Consider the following 19,346-nt stretch of genomic DNA (forward strand, 5'->3'; position numbering starts at 1 on the left):
GGACCAGAAGGCCGGGCCATTGTCGTCTTCGACCGCCGATCGTTCGTTAGCTCAGTCCTCGACGCCGTAGCGATGCAGATCGTTGCCGCAGGTGTCGAGCCACTTCTTGGCGCGCTCGACCGAGGAGCAGATCTTGCCGCACACCTTCCAGAACCGCGGCGAGTGGTTCATCTCGATCAGATGCGCGACCTCGTGCGCCGCGAGATAGTCGAGGACGAAGGGCGGCGCCAGGATCAGGCGCCATGAGAACGACAGCGAGCCAGCGGAGGTGCACGAGCCCCAGCGGCTCGACTGGTCGCGGATCGACAGCCGCTTCACCTTGACGCCGAGCTGATCGGCATAGGCGTCCGACGCCTTCTGCAGGTCGCGCCGCGCCTCGCGCTTGAGGAAGTCGAGCACGCGGCGCTCGGTGTGCTCGATCCCGCCGGCCACGCAGAGGATCTTCTCGCCACTGTCTCGCGTCTCGGTCCACACCGTGCCGCGCTCGCCGGCGCGGTGCACGATCTTGTGCGGCACTCCGCGCAGCGGCACCAAGGTGCCCGGCAGGAAAGGTGCTGCCTTCGGCAGACGGCCGAGACGCGCCGCGATCCACGCGCCGTGACGCTGCGCGAAGTCCTTCGCCTCGATGATCGTGCCGCGCGGAGGCATCGTGAGGATCGCTTCGCGATCCGACGGATGAATTCTCAGGGTATAACGTCGCGCACGACGGTGACGCCGCAATCTAATCGAGTAGATTTGCGAGCCGTGTTTGACGAGAAGACGCGAGGGTTCGGCGGGCCGCCGATAGAGTAGCGCGCGAGTGGCCATTTCTGTCAGTCCGGGAGGGAAGAACTCGCCCGGATTTTGCCATATCCACCGCCAGGGAAAGCGCTCGGCGCAAAAACAAATCATTTGCCCAACATACAGGGGCTCGCCGGGTTCCGCACCCCAGCGCTTGGGCCTCTAAGGCCCCTCATAAAGTGAGTTCAGATTCAGAAGCGTCGCTCAAGCAGCGACGCCACATTCACTGCTTGAGTCACTCCGGAATTCAGGTTTTCGAAGTCTCTTCAAAGAGTTAACGCGCGCTCGGATTCGACCGCGCGAAATCCCTCCCTCGACGCTATTCAGCAGCAATCGCGAGCAGCGACTTCGGATCGGCCGCGGACAACATGAAGTCGTTGATGCGCGGCACGATCTCCGACTTGAATCGCGAGCCGTTGAACACGCCGTAATGTCCGACACCCGGTTGCACGTAGTGAACCCGGCGATGATCCGGGATCGACGAGCACAAACCATGCGTCGCTTCGGTCTGGCCAAGACCGGAGATGTCGTCCTTCTCGCCTTCGACTGTCATGAGCGCAACGCGCGTGACCTTCGACGGATCGACCAGCACGCCGCGATGGGTCATCTCTCCCTTCGGAAGCGCGTGACGGATGAACACCGTCTCAACCGTCTGCAAATAATATTCCGCAGCCAGATCCATGACCGCGAGATACTCGTCGTAGAAGTCGCGATGCTTGTCGACCTGATCGCCGTCGCCCTTCACCAGGTTTGCGAACAGCGCCTTGTGGGCGTCGACGTGGCGATCGAGGTTCATGCTGATGAAGCCGTTCAGCTGCAGGAAGCCCGGATAGACGTCGCGCATGACGCCGGGATGCGGGAACGGCACCTTGGTGATGACGTGGTTGCGGAACCAGTCGATGCCGCGCTCCTGGGCGAGGTTGTTCACGCCGGTCGGATTGCGGCGGGTGTCGATCGGGCCGCCCATCAGGGTCATCGAGATCGGTGCGAACGGATCGCGTTCGGCCTCCATGACCGACACCGCGGCCAGCACCGGCACCGCCGGCTGGCACACCGCCATCACATGCATGTTGGTGCCGAGGAAGCGCAGCATCTCGATGACGTAATCGATGTAGTCGTCGAGATCGAAGCGGCCTTCGGCCAGCGGCACCATGCGGGCATCCGACCAGTCGGTGATGTAGACCTCGTGGGTCGGCAGGAACGCCTCGACCGTGCCGCGCAGCAAGGTCGCGTAATGGCCGGACATCGGCGCCACGATCAGCAGCCGCGGCTGCGGCGCGCGCAGCGGGCGGATGTGCTTGCGGTCGAAATGGAGCAATCGGCAGAACGGCTTTTCCCAGATCGAGCGGACCTCGACCGGGGTCCTGACACCGTTCACCTCGGTATCATCGAGGCCCCATTCGGGCTTGCCGTAGCGGCGCGTGGTGCGCTCGAACAGCTCGCAGGCCGCCGCGATCGACTTGCCCATCTCGGTGTGCGCCCAGGGATTGAGCGGGTTCTGAAACAGGATCTTGGTGGCATCCGTGACGGCGCGCGCCGGATTGAGCGAGGCATGCGCCATTTCGTACATCCAGTACATCGGCGTCGTCAGGACAGGACTGCCTTCCGACGCCAGGGGCGGTGCACCGCCAAACTCACCTATCGGCATTCTCGTTCAACCCTCTCTGCAGCGCAGCATACTGCCGAATGCGTAATTAAGCGTCAATGCGGTGTGTTACGAGTTGGTGCCCCAAAGCAGCGAAAAGAGCCCGAAAATCCACGGAATAAAGCAATTATTCGCCCGACGAGAGCAGCGAGCCGGCGCGCCGCGCGCTGCGCAACAGGGCAATGAATGCCGCAAACGACGCCAATAGCAGGGCGGCATTGAGCCCGAGCGCGGTCAGCATCAGGTCGATCCGAAAGACGTGATCGGTCAAGAGCGCGCGCATGCCCTCGAACACGTAAGTCGGCGGCAGCGACCAGGCGATCAGCTGCAGCCAGTGCGGCAGCACCTGCACCGGATAATACACGCAGGCGAGCGGCATCAGCGCGAACATCAGGGTCCAGACGATGCTCTCGGCGCCGAGCCCGTTGCGCAGCACCAGCCCCGACACGAAGATGCCGACCGCCCAGGAGGTGAAGATCAGGTTGCAGAAGAAGGCGACCAGCGGCAGGCCGAGGCTGTAGAAGTTGAAATCGAAGAACCAGACCGCGATCAGGGTCATCGGGATGATGCCGATCGCCAGCCGGACCAGGCTCATCGCCATCAGCGACAGCAGGAATTCCAGCGGCGTCAGCGGGCTCATCATCAGGTTGCCGATGTTGCGCGCCCACATCTCCTCCAGGAAGGAGATCGAGAAGCCGAGCTGGCCGCGGAACAGGATGTCCCACAGGATCACCGCGCCGATCAGCGTGCCGCCAGCGCGGGCGAAGAACCCGGCATTGCTGGCGATGTAGGTCTGCAGGAAGCCCCAGGTGATGATCTGCAGGGTCGGCCAGTACATCAGCTCCAGCAGCCGCGGCCAGGACGAGAGCAGGAGATACCAGTAGCGCAGGACCATCGCGCCGATCCGATGCGGGGCGATGCGCAGAGACAGGTCGTTCATTGTGCCGCCTCCCGGTCGCGGCCGCGGGCGACGTCGAGGAAGACCTCCTCCAAGGTCGCACGGTTGTAGCGTGCCATGATCTGCGCGGGACTGTCGTCGTCCTCGATCCGGCCACGTTTCATGATGACGACGCGGTCGCACAGGCGCTCGACCTCGAGCATGTTGTGCGAGGCGAGCAGGATGGTGGCGCCGCGGCGCCGGCGATAACGCTCGAGGTGGCCGCGCACCCAATCGGCCGTATCAGGATCGAGCGACGCGGTCGGCTCGTCCAGCAGCAGGAGTTCGGGATCGTTGATCAGCGCCTTGGCCAGCGCCACGCGCGTCTTCTGCCCGGCTGACAGCTTGCCGCTGGCGCGATCGATGAAATCGGTCAGGTCGAGTTGCGCGGCAAGCTCGGCGATCCGCTCCTTCAGATGGTCCACCGCATAGAGCCGGCCGAAGATGGTGAGGTTCTGCCGCACCGTGAGCCGCATCGGCATGTCGACATAGGGGCTCTCGAAATTCATCCGTCCGAGCACGGCGGCAGCCTCATCCGGCATAGTGTGGCCGAGCACCTCGACGGTGCCCGAGGTCGGCTCCACCAGGCCCATGATCATCGCGATCGTCGTGGTCTTGCCGGCGCCGTTGCCGCCGAGCAGCCCGGTGATGCTGCCACGGCGGATCGCGAACGAGATGCCGTCGACGGCGGTTGCCGTCTTGTAGATCTTGGTCAGGCGCGCCACGGCGATTGCAGCCGAGGCTGAACCGGCGTCGGGGGATGCGATCGGCGCTGCGTCATCATGCGTCATGAGTCACGTCATTGAGGCATTGTGCCGCAAACCGCAACAGGCCACCAAAGGCCGGCCCGATTTGTCGCCGCGCCCCGACGGCATTAAGTTCCGAGCCATGACCGACGCCCTGATCATCGACACGCCCGACACCGACTATCGCCATCCGCGCCAGCGCGTCCGGCTCGACACCATCCTGCGACTGCGCTGGCTGGCGGCGCTCGGACAGCTCAGCGCGATCTTCATCGTCGTGCAGGGACTGGAGTTTGATCTGCCGGTCGTGCCCTGCCTCGCTGTGATCAGCATCTCCGCGCTGCTCAATCTCGGTCTGCAGATCGCCTTCAACCCGATGCAGCTGCTCGAGCCGCACCATGCCGGCGGCCTGCTCGCACTCAACATCGTCGAGCTGACGGTGCTGCTCTATCTCACCGGCGGGCTGGAGAACCCGTTCTCCTACATGTTCCTGGCGCCGGTGCTGATCGCGGCGACCGCCCTGCCCGTGCGCATGACGATCATGCTCGGGCTTTTGGCGGTGGCCTGCGCCACCGCGCTGTTCTTCATGCACCTGCCGCTGCCCTGGGAGGGCGAGGAGCCGCTGATCTTCCCGCCGATCTATCTGTTCGGCGTCTGGCTCTCGATCGCGCTCGCGATCGGTGTCACCAGCCTCTATGCGTTCCAGGTCACCGAAGAGGCGCGCAAGCTGTCGGACGCGCTGGCCGCCACCGAGCTGGTGCTGGCGCGCGAGCAGCATCTCACCCAGCTCGACGGCCTCGCCGCCGCGGCCGCGCACGAGCTCGGCACGCCCTTGGCGACCATCGTGCTGATCTCGCGCGAGCTGGAGCGCGCGCTGCAGGACAACATCCAGGTGACGTCCGACATCAAGACGCTGCGCGAGCAGGCCCAGCGCTGCCGCGACATTCTCGGGAAGATCACCCAGCTGTCGTCGATCGGCTCGATGTACGACCGCATGAAGCTGTCGACGCTGATCGAGGAGACGGTCGCTCCGCATCGCGACTTCGGCGTCGACATCAAGGTGCGTGTCGCCGTCGCGGCGTCCAAGGAGCCGGTCGGCTCGCGCAATCCTGCCATCCTCTACGGCGTCGGCAACATCCTGGAGAATGCGGTCGACTTCGCCCGCAATGCGGTCGAGGTGAACGCCTGGTGGAACAACGAGACCGTCGAGCTGGTGATCTCCGACGACGGCCCGGGTTTCGCGCCCGACATCCTCAAGCGCATCGGCGAGCCGTATCTGTCCCGGCGGCGCAACGCCGAGGACGGCCAGGGCGGCAACCAGGGTGGCGGCCTCGGGCTCGGCGTGTTCATCGCCCGCACTTTGCTGGAGCGGACCGGCGCGAAGGTCTCGTTTACCAATCGTACCTTCCCGGACCATGGCGCCGTGGTCCAGATCGTCTGGCCGCGGCGGCGTTTCGAGGCCAGTGAGGATGGCGAGGAGGCTGAGCCGGAATAGGCGAGCCGGAGCAGATGAACCATCGGCGCTCGCGGCTGGCATACGGAACACCGGAAACGCCGCCGACCTGCGCGGCGTCACGCCGCAGACTGCGGCATCCCGCGATCTTGGCAGCGAGCCATGCAGGGCCCATATGTCACCTATGACAGATCGTCTCGCAACTTCGAGCCTTCTTCTCAAGGATATGACCGTGGGCGCCATCGCCGAACTGACGAACCACCCGGACCGCTCTCTCCTGATCGTCGAGGACGACAAGCCGTTCCTGGAGCGGCTCTCACGCGCCATGGAGACGCGCGGATTTACCGTCACCTCCTGCGAGAGCGTCGCGGAGGGCATCTCGCAGATCGGCAAGTCGGCACCGGCGTTCGCGGTGGTCGACCTCCGGCTGGGCGACGGCAACGGCCTCGACGTGGTGTCGGCACTGAAGCGCAAACGGCCCGAAGCCCGCGCCATCGTGCTGACCGGCTACGGCAACATCGCCACCGCGGTGACCGCGGTGAAGATGGGCGCCGTCGACTATCTGGCGAAGCCCGCGGACGCGGATGACGTCGTGGCCGCGCTGCTGGCGACCACCAGCGAGAAATCCGAACTGCCGCAGAACCCGATGTCGGCCGACCGCGTGCGCTGGGAGCATATCCAGCGCATCTACGAGATGTGCAATCGCAACGTCTCGGAGACCGCGCGCCGGCTCAACATGCACCGTCGCACCCTGCAGCGCATCCTCGCCAAGCGCGCGCCGAAATAGGCGGACGGCGCGCCTCTCAGTGCGATTTCACGAACGCCTGCAGCGCATGGAACACCGTGCGCCGCTGGTTGCGACTGCACCAGTTTCGCATCCAGCTGTCCATCTCGGTCAGATCGAGCTTGATTTGCCGGCCCTCGTCGCCGCGCCCGGCGTTGACGGCCGAGACATAGCCCATCATCCATTGCTGATATTTCGAGATGCTGTTGACGTAGGGACCGTCGGGATTGCCGATGGCCTTGTAGGTGCCGGGTGGCTGCTCCTCGGCGGCGACGATGAAGCGCTCGCAGGAATCGGCGCCCACGCCCAGGACGTAGAACGCCATTTCCTCCGCGCGGACTCCGGTCGCGAAGAGCAGTGTCAACACCAAGACCACCCGTCGCATCTGTCGTCCCTGTCCGCACCCCTGGGCTGGATACCGCTCGAGCCTTAAAAATGTTCCGACATGTTGCGCCCCATGCGGGGCAATTGTCGGGCAGAGCCGGGGAAATTGCCAGGAGGCCGGAACGAGCGGATGCTGTCGCGCGCCGGCAACAGTCCTGAATCGGGCGCGGGCAGATTCACAGGTGGATCTGGAAGGCACCACGATGCGCCAGCCCGACGTCAGCTCTCCCCCGTCAGCCGGGAGAAATCGGCCAGGACGGCAGCGATCAGCTCCCGATGCCTGGTATCCTGTTCCGCAAGGCTTGCGGCGTAGATGTTCAGGAGATAGCGCGCCTTCGCGGCGGCTTCCGGCCACGACTCGGCCGCGTTGGCGAGCAGGTGCTGCTCGAGAACGGCCTGCCGCTCGCGCAGCTCCCGCGCATGACTTTCGGCCTCCGCCAACGCGCGACGGAGGTCCACGGCCTTCTGCGCGCTCATCCCGCGGTGTCTGTCGAGATCGAGCGGCTCGTTAGTCATCCGACGCACTCGCGTCGACACGCTGCGCGTCTGCAAGATCGACCGAGCTGATGGACAGCATCTCGACGGCAGCAGAGCGCGAACCGGCGACCGGGACCATCATCATCGTCGCAACCCGGCGGTAGGCAGCAAAGGACAATCCCTCGATCAGTTCCTCGTCCGTGACCACCTCGTAGGTGCCCTCGGGCAAGAGACGCTCGATGCTCCTGATCCGGAACGGGTGTTTGAAGGTGACGAATTCGCGCCGCGAGCGGATGCTCATCTGCGCCTACCTTTCGCAACGGCTTCGCTGTCGCTGTCGCGACTTCGAAGTCTTTCGAAGCATGCGCCTTGCGGCCGGCAATAGCCACCGCTTTCTCATCAGCACGACGTGATGAGCGGCCTGGCGTCATCGGACCGTGTCGCTGCGCTTTGGTGCTCGCTATTGCAGGAGCCGGGGTGTATCAATGGCGATCACCGCCATTCCGACGGCATTCACCGGTGACTGAGGGTCACGAGCGCTCCCGCCGCAAACCACGCGAGGGGTAGCCAATGCCGCAGTTTCGTCTGAGCGAGTGGATCGTTCCACCCATTGTCGTGCCGCTTCTGCTGATCCTTCTCGCGCTCGCAGTTGCCGTACTGCATTCGTAGATCCGACCACCGCGACGCCCGCATCGGCAACCGGTGGACGACGGCCGCCGGGCCGACCGGCAGTGACGCTGCGCGCGCGGGATCGACGGGGCGCTCGTCCGATGCGTTGAACCAGCTCCAACCCGAGTCGAGGAGACCGACATGGCCAAAGGTCAGCAAAAAGGCAATCGCGAAGCCAAGAAACCCAAGAAGGAAAAGCCCAAGAGCATTGCCGCAGCGCCCAGCCAGAAGGCCGGAGCATGGCAGCCTGATTTCTCCAGCGACAAGAAGAAGCGCTAGGGATTTCCGATCCTCATCAGTCTGGATGGTCTCCCGCACGCAAGCCGCGCGCAATGCGGTGCCGATGCGGCGGACCGTACTCGATAGTCCAAAGGTCGACAGTCCAAAGGACAGAGCATGGCGCGCGAAACGATCTACGTCGTTCAGGCATTCAGCGCCGGCCGGGGCGGACGCGCGAAAGCCGAGACGCCGATCGCCTGCAAGACGGAAGCAAGCGCGCTCCGGACTGCAGAACGGCTGGTGTCCAGCAAGGCAGGCGTCGTCGCCTTCTCATCCTCGGGCGATCCCGACATGGGTGACTATGACGATGAGCCGACGGTCTTCTTCCGCCACGGCGAGTTGCCGTCGGCCTTCGATTGAGATGAGCAACCCCTTTGTCGCCGGCGACCATTGCCGAACGACGCCCCTTGGATGACGTCCGCCCTCACCGCGGCGTCCTCCAAACCTGATCGGTCACACACATGATTGAGTTTCCAAATCACAGCCGCTCCTATGATCGCACGCGACGTGCCGTACGGTTCTGGGGCTATGACAGCGCGATGGAAGCGTCGTTCTTCGTCGACGAGGGTGCGTTGAGACGCCTTCAACCCGACACCCGCCCCGACGAGTCGGGCTTTCTGACCGCGTTCGATTCCAACCGCGAGCGGATCTGCGCCGCCGCCGCCCGGCTCTATGTCCGCGGCAGCCGGGGCTCCTACGATCTCGTCGCCGCCAATTTCTGAAGGCGATGCCTGCCGGCGATCGGCCAGGCTGGCGGTGATGCGGATCGGCTCCAGCGATGCTGATGTCTCTCATCTTGAGACTCGTGACCTGACGGGGCCTCTGTCACCTACCTAGGCGGGGAAACCCCGTCCAGTGGGGCGCACTTGAGGATTCTCTAGAGGTCCGCGTGGCCCTGCGGGTCGATCAGCCGGTTGATCCGCTGCGCCGCCGCGAGCCCGAAGCGCACCGTCATCAGCTTGCGCGTCGGCGCCGGCAACCGGTGCTCGGGCGCCTCGCAATGCAGGTGGGCGCCATAGGCATCGGCCACGATCAGGCCGGTGTCCTGCGGAAAGATCTCGCACGGCAGATCCTGCGTGAAGGCGAAGAACAGCCGGTCGCAATGGGCACGGTAGTCCTCCCATTTGTGATCCGCGCGCAGATCCTCGACCGACGACTTGATCTCGACGATCCAGATCTCGCCGCGCTCGTTCAGCGCCACGAGATCGGCACGCCGGCCGGACGGCAGCGGCAGCTCACTGATGGCCGTGAAGCCGAGCGAGCGCAGCAGCCGCGACGTGCCGCGCGCGATCGCCAGCGCGGTTTCCGACTGGCGGCGGTCGACGGGGACGAGGGTGATCCTGGCGGCTGACGAGTCCATGGCCGGAGCATAGCTGATTCCACGCTCATCCAAAGCCTCGCGTCACACGGGAACCGGATCCCGGCTCTCCGCTTAACAAGCGGCCGCTGCAGGGGCAGCGCAAGAGGACGCGCCGTCCATGATCGACGATCTCTGGTACAAGAACGCGGTGTTCTACTGCCTGTCGGTCGGCACCTACATGGACGCCGACGGAGACGGGATTGGTGATTTCAAAGGGCTGACGCGCCGGCTCGATTATCTGCACGGCCTCGGCATTACTGCCATCTGGCTGATGCCGTTCCAACCCTCGCCGCAGCGCGACGACGGCTACGACGTTGCCGACTACTACGGCGTCGACCCGCGCTACGGCACGCTCGGCGATTTCGTGCAGTTCACCCATGGCTGCAAGCAGCGTGGCATCCGGGTCATCATCGACCTCGTCGTCAACCACACCTCCGACCAGCATCCCTGGTTCATCGACGCGCGCAGCTCAAAGAACTCGCGTCACCGGAACTGGTATGTGTGGTCGGACAAGAAACCCGCCAATGCCGACAAGGGCATGGTGTTTCCCGGCGTGCAGAAGACGACCTGGACGCGCGACAAGCAGTCGGGCGCCTTCTACTTCCACCGCTTCTACGACTTCCAGCCAGATCTCAACACCTCGAACCCGGAGGTACAGGCCGAGATCCTGAAGATCATGGGATTCTGGATCCAGCTCGGCGTCTCCGGCTTCCGCATGGACGCGGTGCCATTCGTGATCGCGACCAAGGGCGCCGACGTCAAGAAGCCGGTCGAGCAGTACGACATGCTCCGGACTTTCAGAGAATTCCTGCAATGGCGTCAGGGCGAGGCGATCATCCTCGCCGAAGCCAACGTGCTGCCGGAAACCGACATGGAGTATTTCGGCGACGACGGCGACCGCATGCACATGATGTTCAATTTCCACGTCAATCAGCATCTGTTTTATGCGCTGGCGGCCTCCGATACGCGCCCCCTGGCGAAGGCGTTGGAAGCCACCAAGCCGCGGCCGGCCTCGGCGCAATGGGGCCTTTTCCTGCGCAATCACGACGAGCTCGATCTCGGGCGGCTGACGAAACAACAGCGAGAGACAGTGTTCGCGGCGTTCGGCCCGGACAAGAGCATGCAGCTGTACGATCGCGGCATCCGGCGGCGGCTGGCGCCGATGCTCGGCGGCGACGGCCGCCGCATCGAGCTTGCCTACAGCCTGATGTTCACCTTGCCCGGCACGCCGGTCATCCGCTATGGCGACGAACTCGCGATGGGCGACGACCTCGGCCTGCCCGAACGCAATTGCGCGCGCACGCCGATGCAATGGTCGACCGAGCCGCATGGCGGCTTCACCAAGAGCGAAACGCCTGCGTGCCCCGTGATCGGCCACGGCCCCTATGGCTATGAGCACGTCAATGCGGCAAAGCAGCGCCGCGATCCGAACTCGATGCTGAACTGGACCGAGCGCATCATCCGCATGCGCAAGGAAGTGCCCGAAATCGGCTGGGGCGACTTCCAGGTGATCGCGACCAAAGATCCGGCCGTCCTGATCATGCGCTATGACTGGCGCAATAACTCGGTGCTGTTCGTGCACAATCTCGACGAGAAGCCGCGCGAGATCACGTTCGATGCCGGTCTGCCCGAAGAGACCGGCAAACTGCTGATCAACCTGCTTGCCGAGGACCACAGCCACGCCGACGAGCGCGGTCGTCATACGCTGGTTCTGGAGCCCTACGGCTACCGCTGGTACCGCGTCGGCGGGCTGGACTATCTGCTGCGGCGGAGTGACATCGAGACGGGAAGCCCGGGGAAGCGGGCCAAGAAGCGGCGGAGGCGGTAGGACGACACTGGAATGTGGAACTCCGCCGTCGCGCAACACATACCGGCTACTACGTATGACGTCCGATCACCACGCCTTCATTGCCGCGCAGATCCAGCGTGCCGTCGATGCGCTCGCCGTCGCGGTCGAGCCAAGTGGAGAGCAGGATCTCGCCGTCGAGGCCGCTGCCTTCGGTCGCGATCGCCACCGGCTCGTCGCCCAAGTTGAGCGCCACCGTGACGGCCTCGCCGTCGTCTTCGCGGCGGTAGAGCAGGAGATCGCCTTGCGCGGCAACCGGCCGATAGACGCCGGTGACGAGCACGCGGTGCTGTTTCCGCAGGCGGATCAATGCGCGGTAGAGGTTGAGGATCGAGCGCCGGTCGGCCGCCAGATTGACGACGTTCTCGTGCGTGAAATCGTCCGCCACCGGCAGCCATGGCGCGGCGTGGCTGAAGCCGGCCCCTGGCAACGCGCTCCACTGCATCGGGGTGCGACAGCCGTCGCGGCCGACGCCGATGCCGGGCACGTTCTTCTCAAAGGGATCTCGCACCTGCTCCGGTGAGATAGCGACCTGATGCATGCCGATCTCGTCACCGTAATACAGCGTCGGCGTCCCGCGCAGGGTCAACAGCAGCATCGCGGCGACCCGCGCCTGCTCCGCGCCGACCCGGCTCGCCACCCGCGGCCGGTCGTGATTGCCAAGCACCCAGTTCGGCCACGCGCCGAGCGGCAAGGCGGCCTCGTAGTCCGCGATGATGCGCTCGATTTCGCGAGCATGCCAAGGTGCCGACAGCAGTGCAAAGTTGAACGGCAGATGTGCGCCACCAAGGTCCTTGCCGTAGTAGGTCATGAGCCGCTCGACCGGCAGATAGATCTCGCCGATCAGCACGCGATCATCGAACTCGTCGACCACAGCGCGCATCTCGGCCACGACCTCGTGCACCTCCGGCTGGTCGGCAGAGTAGCGCGATAGGATCTGCTCATGCGGAGGCCGGCCGCCGTGATAGTCGGGATTGGCCGGGTTGTCGCGGAACTCCGCGTCCTTGATGAGGTGCCAGATCACGTCGACACGGAAGCCGTCGACGCCCTTGCGCAGCCAGAACCGCATCACGTTGTAGACCGCCGCGCGCACCTGCGGGTTGCGCCAGTTCAGGTCGGGCTGCTGCGCCAGGAAGGCGTGATAGTAGGATTGTCCCGTCTCCCGATCAAATGACCAGGCGCTGCCGCCGAACTCCGAAAGCCAGTTGGTCGGCGGGCCGCCATCAGGGGCCGGATCGCGCCAGATGTACCAGTCGCGATATGGGTCGTCGCGCGAGCGGCGCGCCTGCAGAAACCACGGATGCTGATCCGAGGTGTGGTTCGGCACGAGATCGAGGATCACCTTGAGTCCGCCATCATGCGCCGCCTTCACCAGCGCCTCGAAATCCTCCATCGTCCCGAACAGCGGATCGATGCCGGTGTAATCGGCAATGTCGTAACCGAAATCGGCCATTGGCGAGGTAAAGATCGGCGACAGCCAGATCGCGTCGACGCCGAGTGTCATCAGATAAGGCAGGCGGTGGACGATGCCGGTGATGTCACCAACCCCGTCGCCGTCACTGTCCTGGAACGAGCGCGGATAGATCTGGTAGAAAATTCCTTCGCGCCACCAGGCGCCACGCTCTGTCATCTCGGCCACTTCCTGCTCGCAACGTGCGGCCCAACGCAGGAACCGGCGGCAGGTTCACAAGGCACGCGACATGGTCGTCCGGGGACAGTTTCAAGCCACCGCGATCCGTTGTTTTTCGCTTGGCGCATTGCGAAAAATCGGCATGCTGAGGCCATGAGCGAGCAGAACCAGACCAAGGCGAAGGCCGGCGCGATGATCGTGCCCGTCACGCCATTCGAGCAGAACTGCACCATCCTGTGGTGCGAGGCGACCAAGAAGGCGATCGTGATCGATCCCGGCGGCGACGTGCCGAACATCCAGGCGGCGATCGCGCAGGCCAACGTCACGGTGGAGAAGATCTGGCTGACACATGGCCATATCGACCACGTGGGGGGCGCGGCCGATCTGCGCGATGCGCTGAAGGTGCCGATCGAGGGCCCGCACATCGCCGACAAGTTCCTGCTGGACAACGTCGTCGCCAGCGGCGCGCGTTTCGGCATCACGGGCGTGCGCGACGTCACGCCCGACCGCTGGCTGGAGGAAGGCGACAAGGTCGAGATCGGCGAGCTCACGTTCGACATCCTGCATTGCCCCGGCCATTCGCCCGGCAGCGTCGTGTTCTTCAACAAGGCGATGCGCTTCGCCCATGTCGGGGACGTGCTGTTCAACGGCTCGGTCGGCCGCACCGATCTGCCCGGCGGCAGCCATGACACGCTGATCCGCTCGATCAAGGACAAGCTGCTGCCGCTCGGCGACGACGTGGGCTTCATCTGCGGCCACGGCGCCGGCTCGAGCTTCGGCCAGGAGCGGATGACCAACCCGTTCCTGACCGGGATCGCCTGAGGCTGAGCGATCAGCCGTGCGACAAGGGCGCGGCGGACGATTGGCTCGCCGGAGGAGATGCTCTGGGCGGCCTGCGCCGCAGCGGAAGGCCTGCTGCGTCGTCTCCCCGGCGGCCGCTACCGGCCGTTCTTCGCGCGCCAGGCGGCGAAGTCCTGCGGCGTCTGGGGATCGGTCGCCGGATAGAGGCCGAGAATGGATCGGCCGTTCGCGACCTGCTCGGCGACGAAATCCTCGAACGCTGTCATCTCGAAGGTCTCCTCGGCGATCTCGTCGGCGAGATGGGCAGGGATGACGATGACGCCGTCGGAATCGCCGAGAATAACGTCGCCGGGAAATACCGGCGCATCGCCGCAGGCGATCGGGCCGTTGATCTCGATGGCATGATGCAAGGTGAGATTGGTCGGCGCGCTCGGCCGCTGGTGGAAGGCGGGGATGCCGAGCCTGGCGATCTCCGCCGCGTCACGGAAGCCGCCATCGGTGACGACACCGGCGACGCCACGCTGCTGCAGCCGGCTGACCAGGATCGCGCCGGCCGAGGCGGCGCGGGCGTCCTTGCGGCTGTCCATCACCAGCACCGCGCCGGGCGGACAATCCTCCACCGCCTTGCGCTGCGGATGGCCGCGATCGCGAAACACCTCGATGGTGTTGAGGTCCTCGCGCGCCGGGATGTAGCGCAAGGTGAACGCCTCGCCGACCATGGTCGGCTGCTCAGGGCTCAGCGGATGAACGTTCTGGATGCATTGGATGCGCAGGCCGCGCTTGAACAGCGCGGTGGCGACGGTGGCTGTCGAGACGGTCTTGAGCTTGTTGCGGGTGGCCGTGCTGAGTCTGGTCATGTCTTGCTCGCTGCACTCCCCTCCCCCCTTGCGGGGAGGGGTTGGGGGTGGGGGTCCACAAAGGCGATGTCGCTTGGGGCTCCCCCCTCCCCAGCCCTCCCCCACAAGGGGGGAGGGAGCGCACCTTTGTTGCGGGGATAGCTGGAATCTTCATTTCGAGGTTCCGGGTTCAGGCTTCGCCTGCCCCGGAACGACTGTTGAACTAATAGATCGCCGGTTCGCCCATCGGCGCGCCGAAGTCGGTCTCCAGGAAGTCGAAATCGCAGCCGTCATTGGCCTGCCTGATGTGGCGGGCGAACATCCAGCCGTAGCCGCGCTCGAAGCGCGGTGTTGGCGGCGTCCAGGCGGCGCGACGACGAGCCAGCTCATCCGCGGCGACATCGAGATTGATCGTGCGCGCGGCGACGTCGAGCGTGATCAGGTCGCCATTGCGGACCAGCGCGAGCGGACCGCCGATGTAGGACTCGGGCGCGACGTGCAGGATGCAGGCGCCGTAGGAAGTGCCGCTCATGCGCGCATCCGACAGGCGCACCATGTCCCGCACGCCCTGCTTCACCAGCTTGGTCGGGATCGGCAACATGCCCCATTCCGGCATGCCCGGGCCGCCCTGCGGTCCGGCATTGCGCAGGATCAGCACGTGGTCGGCTGTGACATCGAGATCAGGGTCGTCGATCGCCTTCTTCATCGACGGATAGTCGTCGAACACCAGCGCCGGACCGGTGTGCTTGAGGAAGCGCGGATCGCAGGCCGAGGGCTTGATGACGCAGCCGTCCGGCGCGAGATTGCCCTTGAGCACGGCGAGCGCGCCCTCACGATAGATCGGGTTCGACTGCGGACGAATGACATCGTCATTGTACACGCCGGCGTCCTTGATGTTGTCGCCGAGCGTGCGGCCGTTGACAGTGAGGCAGTCCAGATGGAGATGCTCCGGCATCCGGCTCATCAGGCCGCGCAGCCCGCCGGCATAGTAGAAATCCTCCATCAGATAGGTGTCGCCGCTCGGCCGTACATTGGCGAGCACCGGCACCTTTCGGCTCGCCGCTTCGAAGTCATCAAGGCCGATATCGGCGCCGGCGCGACGGGCCTGCGCGATCACATGGATGATCGCATTGGTCGAGCAGCCCATCGCCATCGCGACCGCGATCGCGTTCTCGAACGCCGGCCGCGTCTGGATCTTCGACGGCGTCAGGTCCTCCCACACCATGTCGACGACGCGGCGGCCGCATTCCGAACTCATGCGGATGTGCTCGGCATCGGCGGCGGGGATGGACGAGGCGCCCGGCAAGGTCATGCCGATCGCTTCGGCAATCGCCGTCATCGTCGAGGCCGTGCCCATGGTCATGCAGGTACCGTGGCTGCGGGCGATGCCGGCCTCCATCGCGCTCCAGTCAGCCTCCGACAGCTTGCCGGCGCGGCGCTCGTCCCAGTACTTCCAGGCATCCGAACCAGAGCCGAGCGTCTTGCCCTTCCAATTGCCGCGCAGCATTGGCCCGGCCGGGAGATAGATCGCCGGCAGGTTCATGCTGGTGGCGCCGAGCAGCAGCGCCGGCGTGGTCTTGTCGCAGCCGCCCATCAGCACGACACCATCGACCGGATGGCTGCGCAAGAGCTCCTCGACGTCCATCGCCAGCATGTTGCGATAGAGCATCGTGGTCGGCTTGAGCAGCGATTCCGACAAAGACAACGCGGGCAGCTCGATCGGGAAGCCGCCCGCCATCAGCACGCCGCGCTTGACGTCGTCGACGCGCTGCTTGAAGTGCATGTGACAGGGCTGCGCGTCCGACCAGGTGTTGACGATGGCAATGACCGGCCGGCCCTTCCACTCCTCCTGGGCATAGCCCATCTGCATCACGCGCGAGCGATGACCGAAGGAGCGGAGATCGTCGGGAGCGAACCAGCGTGCGCTGCGCAGCTGATCGGGTTGCTTGCGGTCGGTCATGATTGGGTGCCCCAGGTCAGCACGGTCTTGCGCTCGATGGTCCGGAAGATCAGGTTCTCGACCACGAGGCCGATCAGGATGACCGTCAGGAGGCCGGCGAAGACAGCGGGGATCTCGAGCAGGTTGCGGTTCTCGAAGATGAACCAGCCGAGGCCGCCCTGCCCCGAGGAGACGCCGAACACCAGCTCGGCGGCGATCAGCGTGCGCCAGGCGAAGGCCCAGCCGATTTTGAGGCCGGTGAGGATCGCTCCGAAGGCCGCCGGAATGAGGATGCGAATGACGTAGGAGAAGCCGGTGAGGCCGTAATTGCGGCCGACCATGCGGAGCGTGTTCGACACGCTCTTGAAGCCGGAATGGGTGTTGAGCGCGACCGGCCACAGCACCGAATGGATCAGCACGAACACGAGGCTGCCGCTGCCGAGACCGAACCAGATCAACGCCAACGGCAGCAGCGCGATCGCCGGGAGCGGGTTGAACATCGCAGTGACGGTCTCAAGAAAATCGGTCCCGATGCGGGTCGAGATCGCCAGCACGGTCAGGATGGCGGCGAGCGTGATGCCCGCGGCATAGCCCATGAACAGCACCTTCAGCGAGGTCCAGGCGCGCATCGGAATCGTGCCGTCACGCACCTTTTCCCACAGCGCTGCAATCGTGTCGGAGAAGGTCGGAAACAGGAGGGGATTGTCGAGATAGCTGCCATAGGCCTGCCAGATCGCCGCGAGCACGACGATGATCAGGCTCTTGCGCACGAAGCCGTCATTCCACAACAGCTCGAGCACGCTCAGCTTGCGCTCGACATCGGCGGGCCCCGCGCTGGCCGTCGACGTGTCGCGCAGGATGATCTTGGCGTCAGCCATGTCCAGCTCTCCTCAATGCGCTGTTGCAGGTTCAGAGAACAGCAGATCATGGATCTGCTTCTCCAGCCGCGCGGCGCTGCCGTCCTCGGCGGAGACCTTGTCGACGTCGATCACCTCCGCCTTCACGCGGCCAGGATGCGGCGACAGCAGCAGGATGCGATTGCCGATTTTGATCGCTTCCGCGATCGAATGGGTCACGAACAGCACGGTGAACTTTGTCTCGCTCCACAGCTGCAGCAATTCGTCCTGACAGGTCCGCCGCGTCAGCGCATCGAGCGCCGCGAACGGCTCGTCCATCAGGAGTATGTCCGGCTCCATCGCCATGCCCCTGGCGATCGCGACGCGCTGCTTCATGCCGCCGGACAGCGTGTGCGGATAGGCATCGACGACGCGCGTGAGCCCGACCTTCTCGATATAGGCGCGGGCGCGGCTCTCGGCCTCCTTGCGCGGCATGCGCCGCGCCGTCAGCAGCGGGAACATGACGTTGGCGAGCACCGTCTTCCACGGCAGCAGCTGATCGAACTCCTGGAAGATCATCATGCGGTCGGCGCCGGGCCCTGTGATCTCGCGGTCGTTGATGCGCATGCGGCCTTCGCTCGGCTTGATGTAGCCTCCGACGGCCTTGAGCAGGGTCGACTTGCCGCAGCCGGAGGGACCGAGCAGCACAAAGCGGTCGGAGCGGTCGACGGAGAAGCCGACCCGCTCCGTCGCCGTGATCACGGCGCTGGAGGTCTTGTAGCGCAGGGTGACGCCATCGACATCGAGAAGCGCGGACATCAGTTGCCCTTCAGGTCGTGCGCGACCGGCAGATAATAGTCGGTCCACGCCTTCGGCTGGGTCTTGATGGTGCCGATCTTTGCGAGGTGGGCGGCGAACTTCATCGTTCCCTGCGGCTCCAGATTCCACTCCATCATGCCGGGCTCCTTGAGCCAGGCCAGCAGGTCCTCGACCGATGTCTTGTCGCCGGTGATCTCCTTGTAGATCTCGACCGCCGTCTTGGTGTCGCTGCGGATCAGGTCCTGCGCTTCCTTGGTGGCGTCGCGCACGGCCTGGATGATCTTCGGATTGGCCTCGGCGAACTTGGTGGTGGTGAAGAACTGCGCCTGGCTCAGTGGCCCACCCATGACGTCGGGCGAATTCATCACGACATGCGCGCCGGGGACGTTCTTCAGTTCGAGGAACGTGTAGGGCGGGATCGAGAAATGGTTATGGACCTCGTGCTGCGGATTGCTGAGCGCCGTGTAGGCGTCGGGATGGCCGAGCTGCACGGTGTTGGCGTCGAGCTTGTTCCATTGATCGGCGCCGAACGCCTCGGCGGCCGCGATCTGCAGCACGATGGCCTGGGTCGAGACCTTCACGGTCGGCACCGCGATCTTGTCGCTGGGGCCGAAATCCTTGATCGATTTGATGTTCGGATCACGGCTGATCAGTGTCATCGGCTGCGCCGAGGTCGCGACGATGCCCTTCACGCCGCCGCGGGTGCGGTCCCATAGCAGGAGCAGATTGCCGGTGCCGGTATTGAGGATGTCGACACTGCCCGACAGCAGCGCATCCGTCTGAGCCCCGCCGCCGGAGAAGGTCAGCCATTTGGTCGTGACGCCAGGCAGGCCGAGGGCGGCGGCGTGTTTCTCGATCAGCTTGTTCTTCTCGATGATGTGGCTCGGCATATAGAAGATGCCGGGCTGCCGCGACAGCGACACCTCGGTCTTCTGCTGCGCCTGCGCCACGGCGCTCCAGGACGCCGTCACCAGCATGGCGGCCAGCAAGCCTGCGGCCCGTAGGGCCGAGCGCCCGAATTTATCGAACATGGGACATCCCTCCTCGCGTGCCCGGCTCCTTCTTGACGGCCGGCCAGGAGATGCACTAATGCATTAGTGCATCTCTGACAAGCGCCGTTCTGCGCCC

Annotated in this window: 21 protein-coding genes; 7 read left to right on the forward strand and 14 right to left on the reverse strand. The window is 64.9% G+C overall.

The genetic code is table 11. The annotated features are described in order from the left end of the window. Positions 1 to 51: 51 nt before the first annotated feature. The 4 genes from HL666_RS27315 to HL666_RS27330 all read right to left on the reverse strand — a co-directional run bounded on the left by HL666_RS27315 (position 52) and on the right by HL666_RS27330 (position 4,153). Positions 52 to 891 carry a M48 family metallopeptidase gene (locus tag HL666_RS27315; RefSeq protein WP_172134679.1) on the reverse strand — a complete coding sequence of 280 codons (840 nt, stop codon included), beginning with the start codon at positions 889 to 891 and terminating at the stop codon, positions 52 to 54. 208 nt (positions 892 to 1,099) lie between these two features. Continuing rightward, positions 1,100 to 2,428, reverse strand: coding sequence for a polyhydroxyalkanoate depolymerase (locus tag HL666_RS27320; protein WP_172184592.1), 1,329 nt, complete (start codon positions 2,426 to 2,428; stop codon positions 1,100 to 1,102). 124 nt (positions 2,429 to 2,552) lie between these two features. After that, positions 2,553 to 3,365 (reverse strand): ABC transporter permease, encoded by an 813-nt coding sequence (locus HL666_RS27325; protein WP_172184594.1) that lies wholly within the window; start codon positions 3,363 to 3,365, stop codon positions 2,553 to 2,555. Next, entirely contained in the window at positions 3,362 to 4,153 is a 792-nt protein-coding gene (locus HL666_RS27330; RefSeq protein ID WP_172115146.1) for an ABC transporter ATP-binding protein, read from the reverse strand. The genes HL666_RS27325 and HL666_RS27330 overlap by 4 nt, the downstream gene beginning before the upstream one ends. Positions 4,154 to 4,250: 97 nt before the next feature. Here HL666_RS27330 and HL666_RS27335 point away from each other — a divergent pair, with 97 nt between their 5' ends. Both HL666_RS27335 and HL666_RS27340 read left to right on the forward strand, forming a co-directional pair. After that, positions 4,251 to 5,600, forward strand: coding sequence for an ActS/PrrB/RegB family redox-sensitive histidine kinase (locus HL666_RS27335; RefSeq protein WP_172115148.1), 1,350 nt, complete (start codon positions 4,251 to 4,253; stop codon positions 5,598 to 5,600). A gap of 190 nt (positions 5,601 to 5,790) precedes the next feature. Next, positions 5,791 to 6,345 carry an ActR/PrrA/RegA family redox response regulator transcription factor gene (locus HL666_RS27340; RefSeq protein WP_311976439.1) on the forward strand — a complete coding sequence of 185 codons (555 nt, stop codon included), beginning with the start codon at positions 5,791 to 5,793 and terminating at the stop codon, positions 6,343 to 6,345. A gap of 16 nt (positions 6,346 to 6,361) precedes the next feature. On the opposite strand, the gene HL666_RS27345 is transcribed toward HL666_RS27340, so the two are convergent. From HL666_RS27345 to HL666_RS27355, 3 genes are all read right to left on the reverse strand, one after another. Then, on the reverse strand, positions 6,362 to 6,727 hold the full coding sequence (locus tag HL666_RS27345) for a hypothetical protein (RefSeq protein WP_172115152.1): 366 nt from the start codon (positions 6,725 to 6,727) through the stop codon (positions 6,362 to 6,364). Positions 6,728 to 6,945: 218 nt separating this feature from the next. Continuing rightward, positions 6,946 to 7,242 (reverse strand): hypothetical protein, encoded by a 297-nt coding sequence (locus HL666_RS27350; protein WP_172134680.1) that lies wholly within the window; start codon positions 7,240 to 7,242, stop codon positions 6,946 to 6,948. Continuing rightward, positions 7,235 to 7,504, reverse strand: a complete 270-nt coding sequence (locus HL666_RS27355; protein WP_172115156.1) for a hypothetical protein — start codon at positions 7,502 to 7,504, stop codon at positions 7,235 to 7,237. Before HL666_RS27355 ends, HL666_RS27350 begins: the two co-directional genes overlap by 8 nt. Positions 7,505 to 8,013: 509 nt before the next feature. Between HL666_RS27355 and HL666_RS27360 the strand changes: the two genes are divergently transcribed. From HL666_RS27360 to HL666_RS27370, 3 genes are all read left to right on the forward strand, one after another. After that, positions 8,014 to 8,151 carry a hypothetical protein gene (locus tag HL666_RS27360; RefSeq protein WP_172115158.1) on the forward strand — a complete coding sequence of 46 codons (138 nt, stop codon included), beginning with the start codon at positions 8,014 to 8,016 and terminating at the stop codon, positions 8,149 to 8,151. 117 nt (positions 8,152 to 8,268) lie between these two features. Further along, positions 8,269 to 8,511 (forward strand): hypothetical protein, encoded by a 243-nt coding sequence (locus tag HL666_RS27365; RefSeq protein ID WP_172134681.1) that lies wholly within the window; start codon positions 8,269 to 8,271, stop codon positions 8,509 to 8,511. 101 nt (positions 8,512 to 8,612) lie between these two features. Further along, positions 8,613 to 8,873, forward strand: a complete 261-nt coding sequence (locus HL666_RS27370) for a DUF1488 family protein (RefSeq protein WP_172115162.1) — start codon at positions 8,613 to 8,615, stop codon at positions 8,871 to 8,873. A 155-nt stretch (positions 8,874 to 9,028) separates the two neighbouring features. On the opposite strand, the gene HL666_RS27375 is transcribed toward HL666_RS27370, so the two are convergent. Further along, positions 9,029 to 9,511, reverse strand: coding sequence for an MmcB family DNA repair protein (locus tag HL666_RS27375; protein ID WP_172134682.1), 483 nt, complete (start codon positions 9,509 to 9,511; stop codon positions 9,029 to 9,031). Between the two features lie 118 nt (positions 9,512 to 9,629). On the opposite strand from HL666_RS27375, the gene HL666_RS27380 reads away from it, so the two are divergent. Next, positions 9,630 to 11,339 (forward strand): alpha-amylase family protein, encoded by a 1,710-nt coding sequence (locus HL666_RS27380; RefSeq protein ID WP_172184596.1) that lies wholly within the window; start codon positions 9,630 to 9,632, stop codon positions 11,337 to 11,339. 49 nt (positions 11,340 to 11,388) lie between these two features. Here HL666_RS27380 and HL666_RS27385 read toward each other — a convergent pair whose 3' ends face one another. Beyond that, a complete protein-coding gene (locus HL666_RS27385; protein WP_172184598.1) occupies positions 11,389 to 12,987 on the reverse strand; it encodes an alpha-amylase family glycosyl hydrolase in 1,599 nt (532 codons plus the stop codon). Positions 12,988 to 13,140: 153 nt separating this feature from the next. Here HL666_RS27385 and HL666_RS27390 point away from each other — a divergent pair, with 153 nt between their 5' ends. Further along, positions 13,141 to 13,809: an MBL fold metallo-hydrolase gene (locus tag HL666_RS27390; RefSeq protein ID WP_172115170.1), complete on the forward strand. Its 669-nt coding sequence runs from the start codon at positions 13,141 to 13,143 to the stop codon at positions 13,807 to 13,809. A 116-nt stretch (positions 13,810 to 13,925) separates the two neighbouring features. Here HL666_RS27390 and HL666_RS27395 read toward each other — a convergent pair whose 3' ends face one another. The 5 genes from HL666_RS27395 to HL666_RS27415 form a co-directional block, all read right to left on the reverse strand. After that, the gene (locus HL666_RS27395; RefSeq protein ID WP_172134685.1) at positions 13,926 to 14,645 is read right to left on the reverse strand and encodes a ribonuclease activity regulator RraA; all 720 of its coding nucleotides are present in this window, start codon (positions 14,643 to 14,645) and stop codon (positions 13,926 to 13,928) included. 202 nt (positions 14,646 to 14,847) lie between these two features. After that, complete coding sequence (araD, locus tag HL666_RS27400; protein ID WP_172184600.1) at positions 14,848 to 16,584, reverse strand: L-arabinonate dehydratase; 1,737 nt, start codon at positions 16,582 to 16,584, stop codon at positions 14,848 to 14,850. Then, entirely contained in the window at positions 16,581 to 17,441 is an 861-nt protein-coding gene (locus HL666_RS27405) for an ABC transporter permease (protein ID WP_172115176.1), read from the reverse strand. Before HL666_RS27405 ends, araD begins: the two co-directional genes overlap by 4 nt. Positions 17,442 to 17,453: 12 nt before the next feature. Then, on the reverse strand, positions 17,454 to 18,218 hold the full coding sequence (locus tag HL666_RS27410) for an ABC transporter ATP-binding protein (RefSeq protein WP_172134687.1): 765 nt from the start codon (positions 18,216 to 18,218) through the stop codon (positions 17,454 to 17,456). Further along, positions 18,218 to 19,249, reverse strand: a complete 1,032-nt coding sequence (locus tag HL666_RS27415) for an ABC transporter substrate-binding protein (protein ID WP_172115180.1) — start codon at positions 19,247 to 19,249, stop codon at positions 18,218 to 18,220. Before HL666_RS27415 ends, HL666_RS27410 begins: the two co-directional genes overlap by 1 nt. Positions 19,250 to 19,346: the final 97 nt, after the last annotated feature.

The sequence above is a fragment of the Bradyrhizobium aeschynomenes genome (genome assembly GCF_013178945.1).
In the GTDB taxonomy this organism is placed as follows: Bacteria; Pseudomonadota; Alphaproteobacteria; order Rhizobiales; family Xanthobacteraceae; genus Bradyrhizobium; species Bradyrhizobium aeschynomenes.